Below are 26,302 nucleotides of genomic sequence, written 5' to 3'. Positions count from 1 at the left end.
TGAATTTACCGATGGTGAGTGTCGCCAGCCGGTCGCTGAAAGTGGCGGACCTGGATCTGGAAACCATTACGTAAGCCTACATAGAGGCTTTCCCCGGGAACGAGTCCCGCAGCGGTGGCCCAACGGGCCAAATCGTCCTGTTCAAACCCCAACCAAAGATCACCGCAGGCCTCCCTGGCCCAACTTTGGTTGTGGCTACATAACTCTGTCACTAACAGGCTACCGCCTGGTTGCAGCAAGCCGGCCATCTGCTTGAGTGCATCGGCTGGCGCGGCGAAATGGTGCAAGACCATGTTCAGTACAACGCAATCGGCCTCAAGGCTTACGCCATCCAATGCATCGGCCAATTGCAGGCTGACGTTAGCCAGCTTTTCACGTTCGCAGACCTGACACGCCAGTTCGAGCATCGCCGGGCTGTTGTCGAGCGCTGTGACCTGACTGAAGCGGCGCGCCAGTTCCGGCAGAAAACTGCCGTCGCCGGGGCCGACTTCAATCGCGGTGGCACCTTCGCTGAAGCTCAACTTGTCGAGCAGGGCCAGCACGCTTTCACGGTACTGCGCCAAGCCGGCGATCAAGTCTTGCTGGGCGCGAAACTTTTCCGCAACCCGTGAGAAAAAGTCCTGGCTGGCAGCGGCTCGTTGCCCATGGACCTGGCTGATCCGCGCCTGCACATCGCTGGGCAGGGTCAGGTTGTCCACTTCTTCAAGCAGTGCCGCGTGCAGCCTGCCGCCCAGCAATTCGGTGTGGGGCAGGGCGCGACGGTAAAAAATCGCGTTGCCTTCACGGCGGGTCGCTACCAGGTCAGCCTGGGCCAGCACCTTCAAGTGGTGGCTCATGCCCGATTGGCCGGTGGCGAAGATCTGCGCCAGTTCCAGCACGCCGAACGAATCGTTGGCCAAGGCGCGCAAAACGTTCAGCCGCAACGGATCGCCGCCGGCCTTGCACAAGGCCGCCAGCTCATCGCAATCGTCATGGCGAATGGAAGGCACGCGTAAATTCATAAGGCCAGCAGTCTAGTGATGCGTCGAAATCCCTGCAAGGGCAATATCAAAAAGTTTTGATATTGCTCGATGGATGGCACTTCTCACGGGATGATTAACTCTACAAACGTACAGCGGAAAGGTTTCATCACCCGAAACCGCCGTTATCCGTGGGAAAAACGCCTCCAGATGACTATCTGTCATTGCCCCGAGGCTGTCCGCTGAGGGAAAATGCTCGCCTTTTTTCCGTTTCGTTTTATTCACTCTCGATTCAGTATCAGCAGGAGAACAGCGATGCCCAGCCGTCGTGAGCGTGCCAACGCCATTCGTGCCCTCAGCATGGATGCCGTGCAAAAAGCCAACAGCGGCCATCCCGGTGCCCCTATGGGCATGGCGGATATCGCCGAAGTGCTTTGGCGTGACTACCTCAAGCACAACCCGAGCAATCCATCGTTTGCCGACCGCGACCGGTTCATCCTGTCCAACGGTCACGGCTCGATGTTGCTTTACTCGTTGCTGCACCTGACCGGCTACGACCTGTCGATCGATGATCTGAAAAACTTCCGCCAACTGCACAGCCGTACCCCGGGTCACCCGGAACTCGGCTACACCCCGGGTGTTGAAACCACCACTGGCCCATTGGGTCAGGGCCTGGCCAACGCCGTGGGCTTTGCCCTGGCAGAAAAAGTCCTGGCGGCGCAGTTCAACCGTCCAGGTCACAACGTTGTCGACCACCACACCTATGTGTTCCTGGGTGATGGCTGCATGATGGAAGGCATTTCCCACGAAGTCAGCTCCCTGGCCGGTACCCTGGGCCTGGGCAAACTGATCGCTTTCTACGATGACAACGGCATCTCCATCGACGGCGAAGTCGAAGGCTGGTTCACCGATGACACCCCGAAGCGTTTCGAAGCCTACAACTGGCAGGTGATCCGTAACGTTGACGGTCACGACCCGGAAGAGATCAAGATCGCGATCGAGACGGCACGCAAAAGCGCGCAACCGACGCTGATCTGCTGCAAAACCACCATCGGCTTCGGTTCGCCGAACAAGCAAGGCAAGGAAGATTGCCACGGTGCCCCACTGGGTGACGCGGAAATCGCCTTGACCCGCACTGCGCTGAAGTGGAACTACGGCCCTTTCGAAATCCCGGCCGACATCTATGCCGAGTGGGATGCCAAGGAAGCCGGCCGCGCGGTCGAAGCCGAGTGGGATCAGCGTTTCGCTGCCTACTCCGCTGAATTCCCGGAGCTGGCCAACGAGCTGGTCCGTCGTCTGAGCGGTGAGTTGCCAGAAGACTTCGCTGAAAAAGCCTCGGCCTACATCGCTGAAGTGGCGGCCAAAGGCGAAACCATCGCCAGCCGTAAAGCCAGCCAGAACGCCCTGAACGCGTTCGGCCCGCTGCTGCCGGAAATGCTTGGCGGTTCGGCTGACCTGGCCGGCTCCAACCTGACCCTGTGGAAAGGTTGCAAAGGTGTCAGCGCTGAAGACGCCAGCGGCAACTACATGTACTACGGCGTTCGCGAGTTTGGCATGACTGCCATCATGAACGGCGTTGCCTTGCACGGCGGCCTGGTGCCTTACGGCGCGACTTTCCTGATGTTCATGGAATACGCCCGCAACGCCGTGCGCATGTCCGCCCTGATGAAGCAGCGCGTGATCCACGTCTACACCCACGATTCCATCGGTCTGGGCGAAGACGGTCCGACTCACCAGCCAATCGAACAACTGGCCAGCCTGCGTTGCACGCCGAACCTCGACACCTGGCGTCCAGCCGATGCCGTTGAATCGGCAGTGGCCTGGAAGAACGCCCTGGAGCGTAAAGACGGTCCTACAGCGTTGATCTTCTCGCGTCAGAACCTGCAGCACCAAACCCGTGACGCGGTGCAGATCGAACTGATCAACCGTGGTGGTTATGTGCTCAAGGATTGCGCGGGTGAGCCTGAGCTGATCCTGATCTCCACCGGTTCGGAAGTCGGCCTGGCCGTTCAGGCCTACGACAAGCTGACTGAACAGGGTCGCAAGGTGCGCGTGGTTTCCATGCCATGCACCAGCGTGTTCGATGCTCAGGATGCCGGCTACAAGCAAGCGGTTCTGCCGTTGCAGGTCAGCGCCCGTATCGCCATCGAGGCCGCGCACGCGGACTACTGGTACAAGTACGTGGGCCTGGAAGGCCGCGTCATCGGCATGACCACCTACGGCGAGTCGGCGCCTGCGCCGGCCTTGTTCGAAGAGTTCGGCTTCACCCTGGAAAACATCCTGGGCCAGGCTGAAGAACTGCTGGAAGACTGATCCAGAAAATGTGTCGTCTGATCTGACGTCATCGCGAGCAGGCTCGCTCCCACAGGGTCGGTGAAGATCCTTGTGGGAGCGAGCCTGCTCGCGATAGCGTTGGTTCAGGCAACACCGGATTGAAGGATTCACCACGGTAATCGAGAACCCCATGCCTCAACCGCGTCCTTACAAAGTTGCACTCAACGGCTACGGCCGGATTGGTCGTTGCGTCTTGCGTGCCTTGTTCGAGCGAGGGGCGGCTGCCGGGTTTGAAATTGTGGCAATCAACGATCTGGCTGACATGGCCAGCGTCGAATACCTGACACGCTTCGACTCCACCCACGGGCGTTTTCCCGGTGAGGTGAGGGTTGACGGCGATTGTCTGCATATTAATGGCAACTGCGTGAAGGTCCTGCGCAGTGCCACCCCCGAAGGCATCGATTGGGCGTCGCTGGGCGTCGATCTGGTGCTTGAGTGCTCCGGTGCTTACCACACACGCGCGGACGGCCAGCGTTTCCTCGACGCCGGCGCACCGCGCGTGCTGTTTTCCCAGCCGATGGCCAGCGAAGCGGATGTCGACGCCACCATCGTCTACGGCGTCAATCAGGAGTGCCTGACCGGCGATGAACTGCTGGTGTCCAACGCGTCCTGCACCACCAACTGCGGCGTGCCGCTGTTGCGTCTGCTGGATCAGGCCTTTGGCCTGGACTACGTGTCGATCACCACGATTCACTCGGCAATGAACGACCAGCCGGTCATCGACGCCTACCATCACGAAGACCTGCGCCGCACCCGTTCGGCGTTCCAGTCGGTGATCCCGGTGTCCACCGGCCTGGCGCGCGGTATCGAACGCCTGCTGCCGGAACTTGCCGGGCGAATTCAGGCCAAAGCTGTACGCGTGCCGACGGTCAACGTGTCGTGCCTCGACATCACGATGCAAACCGTCACTGACACCGACGCGACTGAAGTCAACCGGATCCTGCGCGAGGCCGCCACCCATGGCCCGCTCAAGGGGCTTTTGGCTTACACCGAGTTGCCTCACGCCAGTTGTGATTTCAACCATGACCCGCATTCGGCGATCGTCGATGCCAGTCAGACCCGCGTTTCCGGCCCAAGGCTGGTGAACGTACTGGCCTGGTTCGACAACGAATGGGGGTTTGCAAACCGAATGCTGGATGTTGCAGGACACTATCTGCAAACAGCCATCAAGCTCTCTGCTTCTCAACTCTCTGTTTCTAAAAAACCTGCTCTCTAAAACAGCTACCCAGGAAATGCGACCCATGACCGTGTTGAAGATGTCCGACCTCGATCTGCAAGGTAAGCGCGTATTGATCCGCGAAGACCTCAACGTCCCAGTCAAGGACGGTGTTGTCACCAGCGATGCGCGAATCCTGGCCTCGCTGCCGACCATCAAGCTGGCCCTGGAAAAAGGCGCGGCGGTGATGGTCTGCTCGCACCTGGGCCGTCCGACCGAAGGTGAATTCTCGGCCGAGAACAGCCTCAAGCCAGTCGCTGACTACCTGAGCAAGGCCCTGGGCCGTGAAGTGCCTCTGGTCTCCGACTACCTGGGCGGCGTTGACGTCAAGGCCGGCGACATCGTGCTGTTCGAGAACGTGCGCTTCAACAAAGGCGAGAAAAAGAACGCTGACGAACTGGCGAAGCAATACGCTGCCCTGTGCGACGTGTTCGTGATGGACGCCTTCGGCACCGCTCACCGTGCCGAGGGTTCGACCCACGGCGTGGCCAAGTTCGCCAAAGTCGCTGCGGCCGGCCCGTTGCTGGCTGCCGAGCTGGACGCACTGGGCAAAGCCCTGGGCGCCCCGRCCAAGCCAATGGCGGCCATCGTCGCCGGCTCCAAGGTCTCGACCAAACTCGACGTGCTGAACAGCCTGAGCCAGATCTGCGACCAACTGATCGTTGGTGGCGGTATCGCCAACACCTTCCTGGCCGCTGCCGGTCACCCGGTCGGCAAATCGCTGTACGAGCCAGACCTGCTGGACACCGCCCGTGCCATCGCCGCCAAAGTCAGCGTACCGTTGCCAGTCGACGTGGTGGTTGCCAAGGAATTCGCTGAAAGCGCGACCGCGACCGTCAAGCTGATCGCCGACGTAGCAGCAGACGACATGATCCTCGACATCGGCCCACAGACCGCAGCGCACTTCGCTGAGCTGCTGAAATCGTCGAAAACCATCCTGTGGAACGGCCCGGTCGGCGTATTCGAATTCGACCAGTTCGGAAACGGCACCAAAGTCCTGGCTCAGGCCATCGCAGACAGCTCGGCATTCTCCATCGCGGGCGGCGGCGACACCCTGGCAGCCATCGATAAGTATGGCGTTGCGGATCAAATCTCCTACATTTCTACCGGCGGTGGCGCGTTCCTCGAGTTCGTCGAAGGCAAAGTGCTGCCGGCTGTTGAAGTCCTGGAAAGCCGGGCAAAGGCCTAAGGGTCATCCATTGACCAGGCAAAGGAGTGTTTACATGGTCAAGATGTTAGCGACATTGTTCGCAGCGGGCGTACTGGCCGGCTGCGGGAGTACCCCGAAAGCCGCGCAGGAATCGGATGCCGGCGCGCCGGACAAAGGCTGTTACCAGGCCGACTGGCAAGCCGAAACCAACCCGGTACTCAACAAGCGCTCCGGGCCGGATGGCCTGGATAAATACGAGACGCGGACCCCGGCCAAGGAACATGGTTGCCCTTGACCGGTCTGACTCACTGATACCCAGCGCAGTTGGCGTGTGCCGACTGCCGAGGAAAATGGATGAAAGGCTTGATAGCCGTGGGGTCGCTGGCACTACTTGCCGGTTGCGCCACTATGAACCCGTTCGCGTCGTCGCCCGCGCCTGATGCGTGGACGACCTGGGTTTGCGACAGCCAGGCTCAAGTGCTCTGGCACTACACTGACAACAGCCACAACGCTGTTGACGTGCGCCTGGGTGGCGACGATCAGGTACACCGTTTGAAGCTGGAGCCCGCAGGCAGTGGTTCGCTGTACAGCGATGACAAATTGGCGTTTCACGTCAAAGGTGAGGAAGGCCTGGTGTACTGGGTCGCCACCAACGACTTGATCGGCCGCGGCTGTAAAGCCAAGTAATTGATACACCACGGACCTAATGTGGGAGCGAGCCTGCTCGCGATGAGGGCGGCACATTCAACGATGATGTGACTGGGCTACCGCTATCGCGAGCAGGCTCGCTCCCACAAGTGGGTCAGTGTCGTTCTTGAGATTGATGCATCACCGAATTCGCAGGCCGGCCTTACCCCCGATCTGCATTAACTTGAATAGCAGCCGCCGCTACGGCAGGCTTGCACGATTAACGACCCTCAACCGGGAGAGACACACACCATGGCACTTATCAGCATGCGCCAGATGCTGGACCACGCAGCCGAGTTCGGCTACGGCGTTCCAGCCTTCAACGTCAACAACCTTGAGCAGATGCGCGCCATCATGGAAGCCGCTGACAAGACTGACTCCCCGGTGATCGTCCAGGCTTCGGCCGGCGCCCGTAAATACGCTGGCGCGCCATTCCTGCGTCACCTGATTCTGGCGGCGATCGAAGAATTCCCGCACATCCCGGTGTGCATGCACCAGGACCACGGCACCAGCCCTGACGTCTGCCAGCGCTCGATCCAGCTGGGCTTCAGCTCGGTGATGATGGACGGCTCCCTCGGCGAAGACGGCAAGACCCCGACCGACTACGACTACAACGTCCGTGTCACCCAACAAACCGTAGCCATGGCTCACGCCTGCGGCGTATCGGTAGAAGGCGAGCTGGGCTGCCTGGGTTCGCTGGAAACCGGCATGGCCGGTGAAGAAGACGGTATCGGTGCAGAAGGCGTGCTCGATCACAGCCAAATGCTGACCGATCCGGAAGAAGCCGCTGACTTCGTCAAACGCACCCAGGTCGACGCCCTGGCTATCGCCATCGGCACCAGCCACGGCGCTTACAAGTTCACCAAGCCACCCACCGGCGACGTGCTGGCCATCGACCGCATCAAGGAAATCCACAAACGCATCCCGAACACCCACCTGGTGATGCACGGTTCCTCTTCGGTACCGCAAGAGTGGCTGGCGATCATCAACCAGTACGGCGGCGACATCAAAGAAACCTACGGTGTACCGGTTGAAGAAATCGTCGAAGGCATCAAGCACGGCGTGCGCAAGGTCAACATCGACACCGACCTGCGCCTGGCCTCCACCGGTGCGATGCGTCGCCTGATGGCCACCAACCCGAGCGAGTTCGACCCACGTAAGTTCTTTGGTGCGACCGTGACAGCGATGCGTGATGTATGTATCGCACGTTATGAGCAGTTTGGTACGGCGGGTAATGCTTCGAAGATCAAGCCGATCTCGTTGGAAGCGATGTTCCAGCGTTATTTGAAGGGTGAGTTGAACGCCAAGGTTAACTAAGACCTGAACGTTTAATTGCATTAATAAAAAACCCGCCGAGAGGCGGGTTTTTTATTGGGTGATCGCGATGGAGTAAGTAGGCTTTCTCTGTTGTTTACACTTACTGAATAAGTTTCCAGTTTTTGTAAAAGAATCGGCGCAAGGCAAACGCTACTCCTGCAAATGACGCGACGATGCCGTTCAGGATAAAAGAGGCCCAGGACGGGCGCAGTATGTCGAGAAACAGGCAGTAGCGCTTGGCGTCATTCTTATTGAAGGAGGCGTGCAGCAGGGTGTCGTCAAAGATGAACAATGGATCATCGTGCCAGTAGTGTTTTTGCTTCCTGACTTGAATGTATACACCGTCATGATGAGCGGCCGGCATGATGTTGTAGAGCACGCGGTACATCATGCGCAAAGGCCCGAAGTGAAACGACGTCGACTGGTTTTCATTGAAAACCGATACACCGATGGTCTTTATATAAGGCAGTTTTTTCTGAAGTGCGGGGATATTGAGTTCGGTATCGATCTTGCGGCCATACCATTGGAAGAACAACATGCCACGCTTTTTCTGGGCCATGCGCGCATCGAGGAATGCAATGATCTCTTCCTTGTGAGCCATCGCGGTTTCAATCACGTAGTTGATGTCATGCTGGTGGCTTTCGGGAAGATCGCGCAACTTGTAAACATAACGACTTGGCTTGGACAGCAGATCGAAAAAGGTATTCAGCGGCGCGAGTAACCATGTATTACGGCCGCCACCTATAAAATATTTTTTGATGATGTCTTTGTCGAAGATGCCATTGCGCAGGAAGTCATAGATGCCACAAACACAAAGCACAATAACAAACCAAAGAGTGGCTACCGGAAAGCAATAAATAATGGCAGCAATAGCGAGAATAGTGATTGCCGAGACTGCTTTTTTGCGGATGACTCGAGTGTTCATGGAACTCAGTTCCCCTGAGGTGGTGCGGGTATTTGGATGTGAAAAATACCTATAGGACAGACATTATATTCGCCATCATAAGGACTCATTCTGTAATAAATGTTTCTTGTTTGTAAAGATTTCTCAGATGTAAAGGGGCGGTTTTTTTTGGCATCAGTCAGAAAAGCACCGTGAGGCGGATTTTTTGAGTTGAAAGGGCGCCGATTCTTTCAGTCGGCCCCCTTTTTGTTCGTATAAGCCTGATTCTCAGCCATTCGCTGGCGCGTCAAACCCTCGCTGCTCAATCACCCCAAACACGTCGGTAATGTCCTGAACCATCAAGCGCGCCACGTTGGTGACGGTGTTGATGTCGCGCTCGGCGTAGTCGGGCAGGCTGGTGCAGGCCATGAGGGTGAGGTAGCTGAGGACCGCGTGCAGGCGTTCGCTAACGCAGGCGTGGAGTTCGCGTAGCGGGGCGTGGCTGTCGATGAGCAGGACGGGGTAGTCGGTGGCGATTTGGGTGAAGGGGGTGAAGCGGCGGGGCGGGGTTTGCGTAGTCATTGGGTGCAACCTCTTATTTAAAGAAAGATTGCCACCGTTCGCTGCGAAACAAATTGGGTGGCAGCTGTACGCGGGTTCGCAGACCGAGCAACAAGAGAACCCGGCAGATCCGAAGATCTCCCACATACAGCCGCCATAAATCACCATGCTGGCGAGAGGTTGCCAGCATAACTTTTTGGGACGGATGTAGCTCATGTTGTTAGGGGCTGCGAAACCCTGCCGCTGACCGAAGCCAGCTGACGGGATGGACTGTAAGCGCCGATTTTGGTGGCTGCAACCGGACTGTAGGACCGTTGCGCGGTCATTGTGGCGAGGGAGCTTGCTCCCGCTCGGCGGCGTAGCCGTCGTAAACCGGGCGGTGTGGTGTGTCTGAGGAAATGCGGTGGCAGGGTTTGAGGCTGCTTCGCAACCCAGCGGGAGCAAGCTCCCTCGCCACAGTGGGAGCAATCCTACGGGATTTGCGGACGGTCAGATCGTTCCCAGTCCGTAGCAGCTGTCGAGCTTGCGAGGCTGCGTTCGGCCGCAAAGCGGTCGTAATCCGGTAAATGCGGTTTACCTGAAAAAACTCGGTGTCAGGTTTTACGACTGCTCCGCAGCCGAACGCAGCCTCGCAAGCTCGGCAGCTGCTACGGGGAGCGAGTCGTCCTCAAGGGTTGAGGTCAAGTCATCATCTCTTGTTGTGATCAATATTCAGCTTGCTGAACGTCACTTTCCCGCCCTCGCTGGTGTATCCGGTGTTGTCCTGCACGTACACCCCGGCCTTGAAGTACAGCGGTTTGTCGCGCCAGGTGGCGCTGATCTGGGTGTCCCATGAGTAGCCCGCGGCGCTGATGCCCAGGGCGCCGCCGGGGCTGAGGTGGATCAGGTAGGAGAAACTCTGGTCCAGCTTCACCCCTGTGGCGATGGTGATCACCCGACCAACATCATCGTCCGGGTGCATGCGCACCTTGGCGACGATGTTGCCGGTCGAGGTGCTGGTTTTGTACTGGTACTCGACTTTCACCAAGGGCTTTTGGCTGTTGAAGACGTGGATCTGGCCAATGACGATCTTGCCCGAACTCGGCACCTGGTTCACCGCAAGGGTCGCGTGCAGCAAGTTGTCAGCGTCGTGGTAGAGCCAATTGCGCAAGGTGCCGTTGCTGTAGGTTTCGCGAAGCTCGGTGCGCGGGTAAATCGCGTTTTCCGTGCGAGAACCGGTCACCGGTGCCCAGAAGAACAACGTGCCGGTGTCGGAGTGAAAGTATTGATCCTTGAAACCGTCCACCAGTTTGGCGGTATCAACGGTGTACGGTGGACTGCCGACAGGAACGCTGAGGTTCCAGGTTGCGAGATCGATCATGGTCAAAGCTTCCGCGAATGCTAGCTGCACGCGCGTACCAGAAGCTCTAGCCCGCGCGTTAGAGGGCAATCTTTATAAGCGTAGAACGGGTGCTTGTTAATGCCCGTCTGGCGGATAACTGGCGTCAACGATCTGTCGAATGGCCACTTTTTCCGGTCTTTCTGTTTCTGGCGCTGACCGTTAGTCGGAGTCTGGGGCTTTGACTCGGTGATGGCGCCATGACACCTACTGCTTTCGCAGATCCCGGTCTAGAGTGGAGTTGTCCGGTTTTTTTCGACGGTACCCGGCCTGACGTCACTACAAGAGAAGCAGCATGGAATGCGCGCAACCCAAGCCAGTTGAAGGCAGCTCAGTTCTACTTATCGTGGATGATTACCCTGAAAACCTGATCAGCATGCGTGCGTTGTTGCAGCGCCAGGACTGGCAGGTGATGACCGCGGCTTCCGGCTTTGAAGCCCTGAGCCTGTTGCTCGAACATGAAATCGACCTGGTGCTGCTCGATGTGCAGATGCCAGAAATGGACGGTTTTGAAGTGGCGCGTTTGATGCGCGGTAGCCAGCGTACCCGTTTGACCCCGATCATTTTCCTGACCGCCAACGAACAGTCCCAGGATGCGGTGATCAAGGGCTATGCCAGTGGCGCGGTGGATTACCTGTTCAAGCCCTTTGACCCGCAAATCCTCAAGCCCAAAGTCCAGGCCCTGCTTGAGCACCAACGCAATCGCCGGGCCTTGCAGCGGCTGAGCCATGACCTGGAAGCCGCGCGCGCTTTCAATGCCTCGGTGCTGGATAACGCCGCCGAAGGGATTCTGGTGGTGGGCGATGACGGCCTGATCCGCTTCGCCAACCCGGCCATGTCCCGCCTGCTCAATGCGACAGTCAGCGAATTGCAAGGCGCGGAGTTTGTGGACTTCCTGCAAAAACCGCACGTGCCGGTGTGGGCTGATTCTGACATTTATGCCGGTTATCAACGGGGTGAGACCTGGCGCGTGCACGATGCAATCCTGCGCACGGCGCCGGGTCAGCAAGTGCCGGTGGCGCTGTCCTGTGCGCCCTTGCCGTCCGAACAGCGGGCCATGGTGGTGACCGTGCTCGACATGTCGGTGGTGCGCCATCTGCATCAGCAGTTGGAGTTCCAGGCTGTCACAGACCCGCTGACCGGGCTGCTCAATCGCCGTGGTTTTTACCAGACGGCGGAAAACCTGCTGTTGCGCGGTGAGCGTTCCGACAGTGCGTGGGTCTTGTTGTACCTGGACCTTGACGGCTTCAAGCGGGTCAACGATTCCCTGGGCCACGACGCCGGTGACCGGGTGCTGCGTTGGGTGTCCGAGCAGTTGAAGGCCTGTCTTCGGCCGTTCGATATTCTGGCGCGCATGGGCGGTGATGAGTTCACGGCGTTGCTCGATCTGGAATTTCCCGAGCAAGCGGCGAAGATTGCCGAGAAGCTCATCGAGCGAATCTCGATCTGTCAGCAGATTGAGGGGCTGGATGTGGTGCTTGGTGCGAGCATCGGCATTGCGACCTATCCCGATTGCGGTTCCAACCTTGACGGCTTGTTGCGCGCCTCTGACATCGCGATGTACGAGGCCAAGCGTGCCGGGCGTCAGCAGTATCGTTTCTACGACCATGAAATGAACGGTCGCGCGCGCTCGCGGCTGATGCTCGAAGAAAGCGTGCGCACGGCCATCGAGAATCAGGATTTCAACCTGGTGTATCAACCCCAGGTGGCGATTGCCGACGGTCGCGTACGCGGGTTTGAAGCGTTGCTGCGCTGGCAGCATCCGAGTGTCGGCGATGTACCTCCAGGGTTGTTTTTACCGCTGCTGGAAGAGGCGCGGCTGATCAGCCGTCTCGGCAGCTGGATTTACCACCGCGGTGCCAAGCAGCGTAAGGCCTGGGAAAGCCTGTTTGCCAAGGATCTGGTGCTCGGTGTGAGCTTGAGCAGCACCCAGTTCGGCATGCCGAACCTGGTTACCGAATTGCGTCAGGTGCTGGAGCGTCATGAGCTGCAGCCGTGTCAGCTGGAAGTTGAAATCACCGAAGACGCCTTGATACAGAACGTTGATGAGTCTCGTAAACAGCTGCGTCTGTTGCGTCACCTCGGGGTGCGCGTGGCGCTGGATGACTTTGGTTCGGGGCCATGCTCGTTGGCGCATTTACGCGATCTGCAGTTGGACACGCTCAAGCTCGACCGGCACCTGATTGCCCGGATACCCGATTCACCTCGGGATGCAGCGCTGGTGCGCAGCGTCATCGAGTTGTGCAAGCAATTCGGGATGTTGGTGATCGCCGAAGGCGTGGAGACCGTTGCACAGTATCGATGGCTTGAGGCCAACGGTTGCCAGTATGTGCAGGGGTTCCTGGTGGCCAGGCCGCTGATGGCCGAGGATGCCGGTGGCTTTGCGCAGCCGTTTGACTGGAGCGCGCTGACCGCCTGAATTCGCTACACTGGCGGTCTTTCGTCCCTCTGTTGTTGACCCATGACCGCGCTGAAGTACCTCCAGGCTTATCCCGCTGCCTTGCAAGATCAAGTGCGCCAGTTGATCGATCAGGATCGGCTGGGCGATTACCTGAGCCAGCGTTACCCGGACAAGCACGCGGTGCAGAGTGACAAGGCGCTGTATAGCTACGCGCTGGAGTTGAAACAGGAATACCTGCGCAATGCGCCGGCCATCGACAAAGTGCTGTTCGACAACCGCCTCGACCTGACCCACCGTGCCCTCGGCCTGCACACCGCGATTTCGCGGGTGCAGGGAGGCAAGCTCAAGGCCAAGAAAGAAATCCGCATCGCCTCGTTATTCAAGGACGCCGCGCCGCAGTTTCTGAAAATGATCGTGGTGCATGAGCTCGCGCACTTCAAAGAGTCCGATCACAACAAGGCGTTCTACAAGCTGTGCGAGCACATGCTGCCGGGCTATCACCAGCTGGAGTTCGACTTGCGGGTGTACCTGACGTGGCGGGATATGCAGTAAATATCGGAATCGGGAGTGTGGGAATGGACGTCAGCAAGACCAAAAGCAGCTTCTACCGCCGGCTGTACGTGGCGTACCTGATCGACCGCGGTCTGGCCAGCAATGTCCCGGCACTTACCGACGTCACCGGTATGCCGCGGCGTACGGCCCAGGACACCATTGCCGCGTTGGCCGATCTGGATATCGTGTGCGAGTTCGAGCAGGAAGAGGGCGGGCGTAATCATGCCGGGCGTTATCGGATCCTGAGCTGGGGAGCGATTGATCCGTGCTGGATCGAGCGCAATCTTCAGCAGATCAAAGCGGTGCTGGAATATCCCTGAGCTTTTGCGGTGATGCCGCTTACGCCATCGCGAGCAGGCTCGCTCCCACAGGGGATCTTCGTTGTGTCGCAGATCWGTGTGGGAGCGAGCCGGCTCCGGGCGGCGATCCGACGATGGGCCCTCAAGAACGACGCATCCCGATATGCGGAATGTCATCCTCCAGGTATTCCTCACCCACCACGACAAACCCGTACCGTCCGTAATACCCCTGCAAATGCGCCTGGGCCGACAGATAGATCGGCACTTCAGGCCAATACTTCCCGGCCTGCTTGAGCCCCTGCGCCATCAACTCATGACCGAGGCCCTGGCCTCGCGCCTGAGGGGCAATCACCACTCGCCCGATCACCACGTCGCCACCCTGTGAAATCGGGTCGAGCAAACGCAGGTAGGCCACCAGCTGATCGCCGTCCCAGGCCATCAAGTGACAGGTGTCACCGTCCAGGTCCAGTCCATCGACTTCCTGATAGGCGCATTTTTGCTCAACGACGAACACTTGCGTGCGCAACTGCAGAATGGCGTACAACTGCTCTTTGCCCAGATCGCTGTGGTGTTTGCAGACCCAATCGATTGTCATCTTCACATTCCTTGAACAACGTCACTCCGATACTAAGCGTCCCGCAGCGGGATGTCTTGTGGCGAAAAAAACTCTGATAAAGGCCAAAATGCCATCATTCATTTCTCGCGACGCTGTCTTCTTTGTGTAATCTGATTTTTAGCGGTTTGTTGTGGCTTCAATGAGCTACTGTTAAGGCCTGGGCTGTGGCCGCGATTCGGCACACAGGCCTTCGAGTTTTGGCTAAAAACACGCTGGGCTGCCCGCCCGCTAAGGACTTTTTTAGCATGCCGCGATTGCATCGAGCTGTTGCTTTGATTGGATTGCTGTTGCTGAGCCAAATCGCCGCAGCAGAAAAACTGCGGCTGGTGGCCGATGCCTGGCCACCGTTTACCGATGCCACGCTGGTCAATGGCGGGGTGGCGACTGACATTGTCAGTACCGCGCTGGCGCGGGCGGGTTATGCCAGTGATTTCGAACAGGTGCCTTGGGCCAGAGCCTTGCTGGGGGTGGGCGAAGGGCGCTATGACGTGCTGGTCAATGCCTGGTTCAACGAAGAGCGCACCCACATCGGGCAGTTCTCCAGCGAGTATCTGCTCAACCGCGTACGTTTCCTCAAGCGCAAAGACACACCGATCGAATACAACAACTTGCAGCAACTGCACACCTATCCGGTTGCCGTGGTGCGCGGCTACGCCTACTCGCCCGAGTTTGACGGCGACGCCGCCTTGCAGAAAGTACAGGTGCACAGCTTCCCCATGGCGGTGCGCATGCTCGCCGCTGACCGGGTGAAGCTGACCCTGGAAGATGAATACGTCGCCCGTTATTACCTGGCGCGTGAATCATCCAAGGTGCGCAATGCCGTGGAGTTTCTGCCCAATCCTCTGAGCGAGAACAGCCTGCATATTCTGGTCAGCCTGAAGAACCCCGACCATGAGCAGATTGTTGCCGGTTTCGATCGCGAGATTGCGGCAATGAAGGAGGATGGCAGCTATGAGCGATTGCTCAGGCAGCATGGGATGTGAGAGTCCGGGTTGTGTGGTGTGGTGGATGACCCCATCGCGAGCAGGCTCGCTCCCACAGGGGACCTTCGTCGTGTCGCAGATCAGTGTGGGAGCGAGCCTGCTCGCGATGAGGACCTGACAGGCCCTGAAGATCTCAATCCTCACTCGTATCCTTGATCAAATGCGCCGCCAGCGTGCGCAACGGTCCCAGTTGCCGGCAGATCAACCCCAGTTGGGTTTGCACCAGACGCTGACCTTCGTCGATCTCGTCAGGCATTTGTTCAAGCCCGGCGGCCAGGGCTTCTTCTTCGTCGCTCTGAATCGCAATCGGCGATTTGCTCGCCAACCCTTGGGCGATTTCGTCGATGCTGGTCGCCAGACTGACACCGGCACCGCTGATCAGCTGTTCACGAACGTCAGCAGGTAGCCGGATTTCGCGGTGGGCGCCGAGGCCCGAGAGGTAGCTGAGCAAGGTGTGGGAAAGCACCAGGAAACGGAAGCCGACGTCAGCCTCCTTACGAAAATGCCCCGGCTCCATGAGCATGTTGGCCAGCGTGGTCGACAGCGCCGCATCGGCGTTGTGGGCATTGCGCCGAGCCAGTCGATAGGCCAGGTCATCCGTTTTGCCGGCGGCGTATTGCTGCATGATCTGGCGCAGGTAAATGCTGTTGCAGGTCAGGGTGTTGGCCAGCACTTTGTTCAGGCTGCGGCCCTGCCAGTCCGGCAGGAACAGCAGCACCGCGAGCCCCGCGATCAGACCGCCGAGCAAGGTGTCGAGCAGCCTTGGCAGGAACAGCCCGTAGCCGTCGCCGACCTGGTTGAAGCAGAACAGCACCATCAGGGTGATTGCCGCCGTGGCCAGTGTGTAGCGGGTGGTGCGGTTGATAAAGAACACCACGCCGGCGGCAATTGCGAAACACGATTGCACCAACGGGTTGGGGAACAGATCGAACAGTGCCCAGGCCAGGGTCAGGCCGATTGCGGTGCCGAGGATCCGCTGACCGAGTTTGCGCCGGGTGGCGCCGTAGTTCGGTTGGCAAACAAATAGTGTGGTGAGGATGATCCAATAGCCCTGCGATGGGTGGATCAAGTGCACCATGCCATAGCCGACGGTCAGGGCCAGAGGCAAACGCAGGGCATGTCGGAACAGCAGCGAGGTCGGCGTCAGCTGCGTGCGCAGGCGCGTCCAGACGTCCTTGAGGTTGCGCGGCGAACGGTCGAGCAGGCTGCTGTCGGTGGCGTCGGCCAGGGCGTCGGGGTTGCTTGCGTCGCTGAGCAAACGATCCAGGGTGCCGAGGTTGGCCGCCAGTGCGCGCAATGAACGCAGCAAACCGCGCCAGGCCGGGTTGCTCTGGATGCGCAGGTGTTCGAGGGAGGCGTGCAGGTCGCTCAGGGCTTCGGCAAAGCTGTCGTCGTAGACGAACGGCTGGCGCATCTGGATCGACTCGGCCAATGCCCGGCAGGCTTTGCCTTGCTGGCGCAGCAGGCGTTGGCAGCGGAACAGCACGTCGCTGTGGAAAAAGGCTTCGGCCAGGGCGTTGTACGGATAGTGCGAAGAGCTGGCGCGTTCGTGGATGTCCTGGGCGAGGAAATACAGCTTCAGGTAGCGACTGACTTTCGAGCCCGGCCGACCGTTGCCGACCCGGTGCAGGATGATTTCCTTGGCGGCGTTGAGCGCCGCGACCACGCGACCATTTTGCTGCGCCAGTTCCAGTCGCCGGGCTTCGACGTCCATCTGGCGGATCGGCTCGAACAACGATGATTTGAGCTTCAGGTAAAACCCCAGCTCGCGAAACAACCGCGCCAGGCTCTGTTGCACCGGCTGGTTGGAAAACAGCGCCTGCCACAGCACCGAGAGCAAGCCATACCAGGCGGCGCCGGCCACCAGCAACACCGGTTCATGCCAGAAATCGGTGACCGCGCCGCCGCGCTGGTCCACACCAATCATGGTGTACACCGACAGGATCAACGTCGCCGAGGCAATCGCGCCATAGCGTTCACCCAAGGCTCCAAGCATGGTCAGGCCGAAACTGGCCAATGCCAGGGCGACCACGAAGATGTATGGGTAGGGGAATAGCAGTTCGACCGAGAACGCGGCAACGCTGAAGCACACCAGCGTCACGGCCAGCGCATTGAGACGGCCCTGCCAACTGTCGTCGGTTTCGGCCAGGGCGCTGGCGATAATCCCCAGGAATAGCGGGATCAGCAGGCCCATTTCATTTTGATACCAACACAGCGCCATGGTGCCGGTCAGGGCGATGAACACCCGCACGCTGTAGCTGAATTTATCCAGCGCCCAAAGGCGACGCAGAGTCTGACGAAACGAGGTTGATGGCATGAAGTGCGGAGGCCTTCCGGGGCAATGCAACTAAATTGAGCCAGTAATGACGACGACGCAATGGCGCCGATCACATCTGACAGCAAAAACTGTTCCTTCCTGGGTAAAACTGTCAGGTCTGCATTGAACCCTGTGGCGAGGGAGCTTGCTCCCGCTCGGCGGCGTAGCCGTCGTAAACCCTATGCATGCGGTGTGTCTGGCAGACAGTGGTGACAGGTTTTGGGCCTGCTTCGCAGGCCAGCGGGAGCAAGCTCCCTCGCCACAAAAGCCTGATCACCGCATGCGATGGCGTTAGACGTACTGCGCTGCTGCGTAACCCGAGGCCCAGGCCCATTGGAAGTTGAAACCGCCCAGGTGCCCGGTGACGTCCAGCACTTCACCGATGAAGTACAGGCCAGGGCTTTTCAGCGATTCCATGGTTTTGGACGAGACTTCGTGAGTGTCGACGCCACCGAGCGTGACTTCGGCCGTGCGATAGCCTTCGGTGCCGGCCGGGACCAGCGTCCAGCTCGCCAGTTTGGCGGCGATATCGGCCAGTTCGGCGTGGGTGTACTGCTTCATCGGTTTGGAGACGAACCAGTTGTCGGCCAGCAGGTTGGCCATCTTCTTGGTGAAGATTTCGCCGAGCAGGGTTTTCAGTTCGCTGTTCGGGCGTTCGGCTTGCTGCTGTTGCAACCAGCTCGGCACGTCGTGGTCGGGCATCAGATTGATTTCGACCGCGTCACCGGATTGCCAGAATGACGAAATCTGCAAAATCGCCGGACCGCTGAGGCCGCGGTGGGTGAACAGGATGTTCTCGCGAAAGCTCTGATCGTTGCAGCTCACCAGGCAATCCACCGACGTACCGGACAGCTCGGTGCACAGCTCTTTGAGCTGGTCGGTGATGGTGAACGGCACCAGGCCGGCGCGGGTGGGCAGCAACTGGTGGCCGAACTGCTTGGCTACTTGATAGCCGAAACCGGTGGCGCCCAGGGTTGGAATCGACAGGCCGCCGGTGGCGATCACCAGCGATTCGCAGGTCAACTGGCCCAACGTGGTTTCCAGCAGGTAGCCGCTGTCGAGTTTTTCGATCTGCTGGATCGAGGTGTCGAGGTGCAGGCTGACGCCGACCTGATCGCACTCGTCGAGGAGCATGCCGAGGATGTCGCTGGATTTGTTATCGCAGAACAGCTGGCCGAGTTTTTTCTCGTGGTACGGCACGCCGTGCTTGGCCACCATCCCGATGAAATCCCACTGGGTATAGCGCGCCAGTGCGGATTTGCAGAAGTGCGCGTTTTGCGACAGAAAGTTGCTCGGCTCGGTGTACATGTTGGTGAAATTGCAGCGACCACCACCGGACATGAGGATTTTCTTGCCGGCCTTGTTCGCGTGGTCGAGCAACATCACCTTGCGCCCGCGCCGGGCGGCGGTCAGTGCACACATCAACCCAGCGGCGCCAGCGCCAATGATCACGACTTCGGTAGAGCGCAAAACGGTGTCCTCAAGTTTCGTTAGCAAGGCTGGCAAATGCTTTTGTGGCGAGGGAGCTTGCTCCCGCTCGAGTGCGTAGCACTCGCAAAGCCAGCAGATGCATTCTGACTGTTAAAACGCGGTAGCAGGTTTTGGGCCTGCTTCGCAGGCCAGCGGGAGCAAGCTCCCTCGCCACAGAGGTGGGCAGCGCTTGTTACAAAATCCGTACGCGCAGCGAGCGGCCTTTGATCTTGCCGTCGTTCAGGCGCTGCAAGGCTTGCTTGGCGATTCCGCGTTCCACGGCGACATAGGCCTGGTAGTCGAAGATTGCGATCTTGCCGACCTGGGCGCCAGGAACACCGGCATCGCCGGTCAGTGCGCCGAGGATGTCGCCCGGGCGAACCTTGTCTTTACGGCCGGCGCCGATGCACAGGGTGCTCATGGCCGGCAGCAGCGGGGCGCCGCCCTGTGAGGTCAGGCTGTCCAGTTGATCCCAGCTCAGCGGCGACTTCTGCAGTTGCTCGATGGCTTGGGCGCGATGGGCTTCGGACGGCGCTACCAGGCTGATGGCGATGCCTTTTTCACCGGCACGACCGGTACGGCCAACGCGGTGGATGTGGATTTCCGAGTCGCGGGCCAGTTCGACGTTGACCACCATGTCCAGCGCATCGATGTCCAGACCACGGGCGGCGACGTCGGTGGCGACCAGTACCGAGGTGCTGCGGTTGGCGAACATTGCCAGCACCTGGTCGCGATCACGCTGTTCCAGGTCACCGTGCAGGCCAACGGCCGAGATGCCTTTGGCTGTCAGGTGGTCGACGGTTTCCTGCACTTGCTGCTTGGTGAAGCAGAAAGCGACGGTGGACTGCGGGCGGTAATGGGCGAGGACCTTGACCACCGCGTCCATGCGCTCTTCCGGCGAAATCTCGAAGAAACGCTGTTCGATCTGCGTGTCGTCGTGGAACGCCTCGGCCTTCACTTGCTGCGGGTTGCGCATGAACTTCGATGCCAACTGCTTGATGCCCACCGGGTAAGTGGCGGAGAACAGCAGGGTCTGGCGACGCTCAGGGCATTGGGCGATGATTTCTTCGATGGAGTCGTAGAAACCCATGTCGAGCATGCGGTCGGCTTCGTCGAGGATCAGGGTGTTCAGGCCGTGGAGCACCAGCGAACCCTTGCGCAGGTGTTGCTGGATACGCCCCGGAGTGCCGACGATGATGTGCGCGCCGTGCTCCAGCGAGCCGATCTGCGGACCGAACGACACGCCGCCACAGAGGGTCAGCACCTTGATGTTGTCTTCGGCGCGGGCCAGTCGACGGATTTCCTTGGCAACCTGGTCAGCCAGCTCACGAGTCGGGCAGATCACCAGTGCCTGGCAGCCGAAGAAGCGCGGATTGATCGGGTTCAGCAGGCCGATACCGAAGGCGGCGGTTTTGCCGCTGCCGGTCTTGGCCTGGGCGATCAGGTCCATCCCCTTGAGGATCACCGGCAAGCTTTGCGCCTGGATCGGCGTCATCTGGGCATAACCGAGGGAGTCGAGGTTAGCCAGCATGGCGGCGGACAGCGGCAAAGTACTAAAAGCGGTGGCGATGGTGGTCACGGGACTGGCCTGCAAAACAAAATGTCGCGCAGTGTACCAGTCCCGCGCGCCCCACCTGCAAATTCTGGACGAATAGTCGTAGCCAATATTCGTAGCAGCTGCCGAGGCACGAGGCTGCGTTGGGCTACGAAGTGGCCCCCCGAGGGCGGTCCTGCGGACACGCAACGCAGCCTCGTGCCTCGGCAGCTGCTACAGGTTAGTGCTCGATATCGTGCTCGCGGCTGACCTTCCGTCGGCCATCCTTTGGGGACAGCTGGGAAAAGATCGTTGCGGCCAGCATTGCCATGATCCCGACGGTGACGAAGGTTAGTTGGAACGCGCCTAGCACCGTGTCTACGCCATCATTGCCGACCTCCGCCGTGAAACCACCCAGCAGGGCGCCGGCGCAAGCGACGCCGAGGCTCAGCGACAACTGCGCGACCACCGACAGCAGGCTGTTGCCGCTGCTGGCGCTGGCGTCGTCGAGGTCGATCAGGGTCACGGTATTCATTGCCGTGAACTGCAAGGAGTTGATCGCCCCGAGTATCGCCAGCAGCACCAGCAGCAACCAATAAGGCGTCTGCTCGCTGACCAGGCCCATGCTCGCCAGCATGATTCCCAGCGCCAGGGTGTTGCTGGTCAGCACGATGCGATAACCCAGGCGTTCGATCAGGTGGCGCGCAATCGACTTGGCGAACATCGCCGCTGCCGCCAGCGGCAACATGCTCATCCCTGCCAGGGAGGGCGAGTAGCCCAAGGCGACCTGTAGCAGCAATGGCACCAGAAACGGCAGGGCGCCGCTGCCGAGCCGGGCGAACAGGTTGCCGAGAATGCCCACGGCGAAAGTCCGGGTCTTGAACAGCGCTGGTGCGAACAACGGATTGTCGATATGCCCGGCCCGCAACCAGTACGCCGCCAGGCACGCCATGCCACCAAACAGCAGCAGCATCACCCGCAAATGCGGCAGGTGCAGTTCGCCCAGACCTTCCATGGCAATGGTGATCAACACCATCGCCGCGCCGAACAGCAGGAAACCCAAGCCATCGAAGCGCGTGCGCTCAGAGCCGCGCAGATCGGGGATGAACTTCCAGACCGCGTAGCAGCCGACCAGCCCGACCGGCAGGTTGATCAGGAAGATCCAGTGCCAGGTCAGGTATTGCACCATCCAGCCGCCCATGGTCGGACCGATCAACGGCCCGAGCAGGCCGGGAATGGTGATGAAGCCCATGATCCGCACCAGCTCCGAACGCGGGTAAGCGCGCAGCACCACCAGGCGCCCGACCGGCAACATCAATGCGCCGCCCAGCCCCTGAATCACCCGGGCGCCGACCAGCATGGTCAAGGTGCTGGAGAGCGCACAGAGCAAGGAACCGAGGCTGAACAAGAGGATCGCGCCGAAGAAGATTTTCTTGGTGCCGAAGCGGTCGGCGACCCAGCCCGACGCCGGAATCAGCAAGGCGACCGTGAGCATGTAGGCGATGATCACGCCCTGCATGCGCAGTGGGTCTTCTGCCAGATCGAGGGCCATGGCGGGCAGGGCGGTGTTGAGGATGGTCCCGTCGAGGGACTGCATGAAAAACGCAATCGCCACCACCCAGGGGACCCAGCGGGCGGTGATTGCATCAAGAGCCGGATGGTTGGGCATGGGACCTCGTGTGAGAGTGAAATCAGGTAGTCCGTGGTGGCTTCATCGCGAGCAAGCTCGCTCCCACAGGAACTGCGCTGTCCATGTGGGAGCGAGCTTGCTCGCGATGCTTTTTTACAGGGTCAACGTCAGGCGGCTGACCAGCGCCCCCGGCAATACCGCCGAAGCCGTGGCTCGCTGGCTGTAGGTGCTGGGCGACAGAATCAGCTCACGCTCACTCGTCAGTGCTTCCAGCTGCGAACCGAGCAGGCTGTAGGCGCTGTCATCGAAGCGCATGGTGCTGACCGGTGCCTGAATCTCGCCGTTCTCGACCCAGAAGGTCGCGAAGCGGGTCATGCCGGTCAAGCGTGCGGCCGGTTGGTCCGAGTAATTCAGGTACCACAGGTTGCTGATGTACAGGCCAGTGCCGAGCTGCTTGAGAATCTCGGCTTCCGGCAATACACCGGCGGCCATGTTCAACGCGCTTGGCGACTCACCGCCACCAGCACCGTTGGCGGTCAGGCCGTATTCGGCGGCGCTGCGCGAACCCACCAGCCGCTCGCCGGCCTTGCCCGCAACGATCAACCCGAGATCGCTGCGCGGGTAGCCTTCGCCCGAAAACGCCGGGCTCAGGGAACCGCTGACTTTTTCATCCAGCGAGAGCAATGGGCTGAACGCGCTATCACCCGCGTAGAGTTTTTGCAGCGGGCTGCTTTTGCTGGCAATCGACTGCGCGGAGAACCCACCCCAGCAGAGCATGCCGACGATCTCTTCCAAAGCGGCTGGCGCCAGATAGGCGCGGTATTGACCCGGCGCCAACGTGCGCAGTGGCCGCCCCAGGAACTCCAATTGCTCGCGGGCCTGCTGGAAGCGTTTGGCGAAACCTTCGCTGTTCCAGTCGTGCCCGGCGTAGCTGGCTTTCACCGCTTGGCCGTTGGCGTGGAACAGGCTGAAATCGAAATTGAAGCTGTTGGCCTGATGCCAGCCGAAGGCGCCGGACGAACTGGCGAAACCCCGGCTGATCGGCCCGGCGGCGTAGAAACCGACCAGATCGAGCCCTTCGGCGGCGCGGGCGATTTCGGCGACCACCTGCTCGGTGTCCGGCAACGGGTGATCCTGTACGTTCTTGCTCTGCCAGCCTGTGTGGTTGAGCAGCAGATACGGGTCCTGCGGCAACAACGGCAGGGTCTCGCGCAACTGTTGCAGGCCTTCGGCCAGGCGCTGAAGGTCGACCTCGGGATCACCGGCGAGGGTGATGCTCAGGTCCGCATGCCGGCCGTCGTTGATCAGTTTGAAACCGACGCTGGCCTGCTGGACCTGGCCAGCCTGACGCACCTTGGCGTGGTTGAAGCGCACGAACGCCGACGATTCGGCGGCGTAGCTCAAGGTGAACCGCTCAGGCTCGCGCAGGGCACTGCGCAACCAGGCCACCAGTCCTTTGAATTGTTCGACCTGACTCAATGCCGTACTCATCAGGCGTCTCCTCCAAACACATCAATGTTGCTGAACACGCAGGCCGGCGAGGCGTGGCCGACGCGGATCACCTGGTTCGGTTCGCCTTTGCCGCAGTTCGGCGTGCCCAGCACCTTGAAGGTGCCGACGTCGCCAACGGCGCTGAGGTTGCGCCAGAACTGCGCAGAAATACCCCGGTAGTTCGGGTTTTTCACCACGCCCTTGAGTTCGCCGTTTTCAATCAACTGGCCCCACTCGCAGCCGAACTGGAATTTATTCCGTGCGTCGTCAATTGACCATGAGCGGTTAGTCGACATCAGCACGCCGTGTTCTATGCCGCTGATCAACTGTTCCAGCGACTGGTCACCAGGCTCGATGTTGAGGTTGGCCATGCGGTCGATGGGCGGGCGGTTCCAGCCGCAGGCGCGGCTGTTGGCAACGCCGTCGAGGCCTGCACGGAACTGCGACAGCGCACCACCCAGCGGACGGATCAGCAAACCCTCGCGGATCAGGAACTGTTTGCTCGCCGCCGTGCCGTCGTCGTCATGGCCGTAGCTGGCGAGCTGCTCGGGAATGTCCGGGTCGAAGGTCACGTTGAGCAGTTCGGAGCCGTATTGCAGGCTGCCGAAATCACTGGTTTTGACGAAGCTGGTGCCGGCGTAATTGCGCTCATCGCCGAGGATGCGGTCCAGTTCCAGCGGGTGGCCGATGGACTCGTGGATCTGCAGCATCATCTGGTCCGGCATCAGCAGCAGGTCGCGTTTGCCCTGCGGGGTGTTGGGGGCCAGCAGCAATTGCAGTGCCTGATCGGCGACATGCGGGCCGGCGCCGATCAGGCCGCAGCGGCTGATCACGTCTGCGCCGCCTTGCTGGCCGAAGTTTTCGCGGCCCAGGCTGCGGGTCTGGCTGTCGTTACCGTCGTAGGCGGTGACATCCAGCCCCGGGTAGACGAAGCGTTGCGCCTGACGCAGTTCGGCGCCGGCACTGTTGAGGTAGATCTGCTCGACATGGGTGATGCCGATGCTGACCTGCCAGTTCACCAGTCGCTCGTCCTTGGGCACGGCGGCGGATTCGGCGCCGAGCAGTTGGTAGCAATCGCTGAGGGACGGGAACGGTTGTTCAAGGTTCGGTGACAGGTAATCGGCGCGCTCGCTGGAAACCGTTTGCTGACGCAGGTCGAGCAGGGCGTGGGCGGCAATCGAGCGGGCCTGTCGTTCGGCGCGGTCGAGGGCTGCTTGCAGGCCGGATGGCGACAGGTCGTTGGTCGCGGCATAGGCTTCGACGCCATTGACCCGTGCAGTCAGCATCGCCCCTTCGTCACGGCTCAGACTTGGAGGCTCGGCAACGTTTTTGCGTACCGACAGGTACTGACCCGACTCGCGCACATAGCGCAGCGAAAAAAATTCAGCGCCCGTGCGCAAGGCAGCGAAACGCTGCTTGAGCTGGGGGTGGAAATCGAACATGCGGGGACCTCCTTGTGAGTGGCGGCGACTTCTAGGGCCTCATCGCGAGCAGGCTCGCTCCCACAGGTTTTGCGCAGTCCTTGTGGGAGCGAGCCTGCTCCGGGCGGCGTTCCGACGATGCTTTTGGCGGTTAAACCGGGCAACCCTTGGCGCGCAGGATGGCGTCAAACCGATCCGGGTCCAGCGTGCCGGCTTCGATAGCCGCCAGCGTAGCCTTTTCCCGAGCCAGCAGGTCGTGGCAACGCACCAGCAGTTCCGGCAGTTCGCTGCGCGATGCAGCCACCACGCCGTCACCGTCGCCAATCATCAGGTCACCGGGAGCAACCAGCATGCCGGCGCAGGAGATCGGTACGTTGATTTCGCCGCCACCGTCGGTGCTCGGGCCACGGTGTACGCCGCCGATGGCGTAGGCCGGCAGTTCACCGGTTTGCCACTCGTCGAGGTCACGCAGGGCGCCGTTGATCACTACGCCGACGATCCCGGCCTTGAGGGCCATGGCGCGCATGATGCCGCCGAACACGGCGCGGGTCAGGTCGGCACTGCCGTCGATCACCAGCACATCGCCCGGGCGGGCCATCTGCATGGCTTTGAGGATCATCAGGTTGTCACCGGGGCGCACGCGAACGGTCAGCGCACTGCCGAGCATCGGCGCATTGCCGTGGAAGGCTTTCAAACCCAGGCCACCGACGTTGCGACCCAGGCAGTCGCTGACGGCCGCTGCGGGGATCTTGCTGAATTCCTTCAGCCACTTCGGATCGAGGGGTTCTACGTTGGGGTTGATCAGGTAGCCGGTGGGCCATTTGCTCGAAGACACGACATCAAACATGAGTAAGCCTCGTGGCCAGCCAGGTGGCGGCTTGTCGATGGGGGCGGGGGGTGAAACGTTTGCGCGGTGACTAGAGTAGGCCTGCGCGGGGGGTGGGATCAAGGGTGAAGCGGTGTGGGAAGGATGTAAGGCGGGGAGAGGTGTGTTGTTTGCTAGAAAGCCATCGCGAGCAGGCTCGCTCCCACACTTGATCTGTGTTGAACGCTAAATAGCGATTCGATGCAAATCCAATGTGGGAGCGAGCCTGCTCGCGATG

At 60.1% G+C, this 26,302-nt stretch carries 22 protein-coding genes; 10 read left to right on the top strand and 12 right to left on the bottom strand.

Annotated elements, in window-relative coordinates:
- Positions 1-5 precede the first annotated feature (5 nt).
- The gene (locus AC1DIH_RS08820) at positions 6-1,001 is read right to left on the bottom strand and encodes an ArsR/SmtB family transcription factor (RefSeq protein WP_477771402.1); all 996 of its coding nucleotides are present in this window, start codon (positions 999-1,001) and stop codon (positions 6-8) included.
- A gap of 273 nt (positions 1,002-1,274) precedes the next feature.
- Here AC1DIH_RS08820 and tkt point away from each other — a divergent pair, with 273 nt between their 5' ends.
- The 6 genes from tkt (at position 1,275) to fba (ending at position 7,663) form a co-directional block, all read left to right on the top strand.
- Positions 1,275-3,272, top strand: coding sequence for a transketolase (gene tkt / locus AC1DIH_RS08815; protein ID WP_054594422.1), 1,998 nt, complete (start codon positions 1,275-1,277; stop codon positions 3,270-3,272).
- 151 nt (positions 3,273-3,423) lie between these two features.
- Positions 3,424-4,509 (top strand): erythrose-4-phosphate dehydrogenase, encoded by a 1,086-nt coding sequence (gene epd, locus AC1DIH_RS08810; protein WP_477771401.1) that lies wholly within the window; start codon positions 3,424-3,426, stop codon positions 4,507-4,509.
- A gap of 25 nt (positions 4,510-4,534) precedes the next feature.
- Positions 4,535-5,698: a phosphoglycerate kinase gene (locus AC1DIH_RS08805; RefSeq protein WP_477771400.1), complete on the top strand. Its 1,164-nt coding sequence runs from the start codon at positions 4,535-4,537 to the stop codon at positions 5,696-5,698.
- A gap of 34 nt (positions 5,699-5,732) precedes the next feature.
- On the top strand, positions 5,733-5,954 hold the full coding sequence (locus AC1DIH_RS08800) for a hypothetical protein (protein ID WP_477771399.1): 222 nt from the start codon (positions 5,733-5,735) through the stop codon (positions 5,952-5,954).
- A 59-nt stretch (positions 5,955-6,013) separates the two neighbouring features.
- A complete protein-coding gene (locus tag AC1DIH_RS08795) occupies positions 6,014-6,346 on the top strand; it encodes an MliC family protein (protein ID WP_427545150.1) in 333 nt (110 codons plus the stop codon).
- 252 nt (positions 6,347-6,598) lie between these two features.
- Positions 6,599-7,663 carry a class II fructose-bisphosphate aldolase gene (gene fba, locus AC1DIH_RS08790; protein ID WP_030130215.1) on the top strand — a complete coding sequence of 355 codons (1,065 nt, stop codon included), beginning with the start codon at positions 6,599-6,601 and terminating at the stop codon, positions 7,661-7,663.
- Positions 7,664-7,763: 100 nt separating this feature from the next.
- Here fba and AC1DIH_RS08785 read toward each other — a convergent pair whose 3' ends face one another.
- The 3 genes from AC1DIH_RS08785 to AC1DIH_RS08775 form a co-directional block, all read right to left on the bottom strand.
- On the bottom strand, positions 7,764-8,588 hold the full coding sequence (locus tag AC1DIH_RS08785; RefSeq protein WP_477771398.1) for an aspartyl/asparaginyl beta-hydroxylase domain-containing protein: 825 nt from the start codon (positions 8,586-8,588) through the stop codon (positions 7,764-7,766).
- Positions 8,589-8,834: 246 nt separating this feature from the next.
- Complete coding sequence (locus AC1DIH_RS08780) at positions 8,835-9,128, bottom strand: fructose-bisphosphate aldolase (protein ID WP_477771397.1); 294 nt, start codon at positions 9,126-9,128, stop codon at positions 8,835-8,837.
- A 667-nt stretch (positions 9,129-9,795) separates the two neighbouring features.
- Entirely contained in the window at positions 9,796-10,467 is a 672-nt protein-coding gene (locus tag AC1DIH_RS08775) for a polysaccharide lyase family 7 protein (protein ID WP_477771396.1), read from the bottom strand.
- A gap of 313 nt (positions 10,468-10,780) precedes the next feature.
- Here AC1DIH_RS08775 and AC1DIH_RS08770 point away from each other — a divergent pair, with 313 nt between their 5' ends.
- From AC1DIH_RS08770 to AC1DIH_RS08760, 3 genes are read left to right on the top strand one after another with little or no spacing between them, the layout of a single operon-like run.
- Positions 10,781-12,904 (top strand): putative bifunctional diguanylate cyclase/phosphodiesterase, encoded by a 2,124-nt coding sequence (locus tag AC1DIH_RS08770; RefSeq protein ID WP_477771395.1) that lies wholly within the window; start codon positions 10,781-10,783, stop codon positions 12,902-12,904.
- A gap of 42 nt (positions 12,905-12,946) precedes the next feature.
- On the top strand, positions 12,947-13,438 hold the full coding sequence (locus AC1DIH_RS08765; RefSeq protein ID WP_019694032.1) for a M48 metallopeptidase family protein: 492 nt from the start codon (positions 12,947-12,949) through the stop codon (positions 13,436-13,438).
- A gap of 23 nt (positions 13,439-13,461) precedes the next feature.
- A complete protein-coding gene (locus tag AC1DIH_RS08760) occupies positions 13,462-13,758 on the top strand; it encodes a winged helix-turn-helix domain-containing protein (RefSeq protein ID WP_477771394.1) in 297 nt (98 codons plus the stop codon).
- A gap of 121 nt (positions 13,759-13,879) precedes the next feature.
- Here AC1DIH_RS08760 and AC1DIH_RS08755 read toward each other — a convergent pair whose 3' ends face one another.
- Positions 13,880-14,332: a GNAT family N-acetyltransferase gene (locus tag AC1DIH_RS08755; protein ID WP_477771393.1), complete on the bottom strand. Its 453-nt coding sequence runs from the start codon at positions 14,330-14,332 to the stop codon at positions 13,880-13,882.
- A gap of 266 nt (positions 14,333-14,598) precedes the next feature.
- Between AC1DIH_RS08755 and AC1DIH_RS08750 the strand changes: the two genes are divergently transcribed.
- Positions 14,599-15,336, top strand: a complete 738-nt coding sequence (locus tag AC1DIH_RS08750) for a substrate-binding periplasmic protein (RefSeq protein WP_477771392.1) — start codon at positions 14,599-14,601, stop codon at positions 15,334-15,336.
- A 133-nt stretch (positions 15,337-15,469) separates the two neighbouring features.
- Here the strand turns inward: AC1DIH_RS08750 and yccS are convergent, their stop codons facing one another.
- The 7 genes from yccS to AC1DIH_RS08715 all read right to left on the bottom strand — a co-directional run bounded on the left by yccS (position 15,470) and on the right by AC1DIH_RS08715 (position 26,046).
- On the bottom strand, positions 15,470-17,653 hold the full coding sequence (yccS, locus tag AC1DIH_RS08745; protein WP_477771391.1) for a YccS family putative transporter: 2,184 nt from the start codon (positions 17,651-17,653) through the stop codon (positions 15,470-15,472).
- A 291-nt stretch (positions 17,654-17,944) separates the two neighbouring features.
- On the bottom strand, positions 17,945-19,123 hold the full coding sequence (locus AC1DIH_RS08740) for a BaiN/RdsA family NAD(P)/FAD-dependent oxidoreductase (RefSeq protein ID WP_477771390.1): 1,179 nt from the start codon (positions 19,121-19,123) through the stop codon (positions 17,945-17,947).
- A 193-nt stretch (positions 19,124-19,316) separates the two neighbouring features.
- Complete coding sequence (gene dbpA, locus AC1DIH_RS08735) at positions 19,317-20,654, bottom strand: ATP-dependent RNA helicase DbpA (RefSeq protein WP_427533416.1); 1,338 nt, start codon at positions 20,652-20,654, stop codon at positions 19,317-19,319.
- A gap of 244 nt (positions 20,655-20,898) precedes the next feature.
- The gene (gene mdtD, locus AC1DIH_RS08730) at positions 20,899-22,326 is read right to left on the bottom strand and encodes a multidrug transporter subunit MdtD (protein WP_477771389.1); all 1,428 of its coding nucleotides are present in this window, start codon (positions 22,324-22,326) and stop codon (positions 20,899-20,901) included.
- A 114-nt stretch (positions 22,327-22,440) separates the two neighbouring features.
- A complete protein-coding gene (locus AC1DIH_RS08725; RefSeq protein ID WP_477771388.1) occupies positions 22,441-23,778 on the bottom strand; it encodes a TldD/PmbA family protein in 1,338 nt (445 codons plus the stop codon).
- Positions 23,778-25,220, bottom strand: coding sequence for a TldD/PmbA family protein (locus AC1DIH_RS08720; RefSeq protein WP_477771387.1), 1,443 nt, complete (start codon positions 25,218-25,220; stop codon positions 23,778-23,780). Before AC1DIH_RS08720 ends, AC1DIH_RS08725 begins: the two co-directional genes overlap by 1 nt.
- 130 nt (positions 25,221-25,350) lie before the next feature.
- Complete coding sequence (locus AC1DIH_RS08715) at positions 25,351-26,046, bottom strand: RraA family protein (protein WP_019694022.1); 696 nt, start codon at positions 26,044-26,046, stop codon at positions 25,351-25,353.
- Between the last annotated feature and the right edge of the window lie 256 nt (positions 26,047-26,302).

It is taken from the genome of Pseudomonas sp. 05N36 (genome assembly GCF_056397385.1).
Note: the sequence above shows the minus strand (reverse complement) of the source record. Positions and strands in the feature narration are given on the sequence as shown.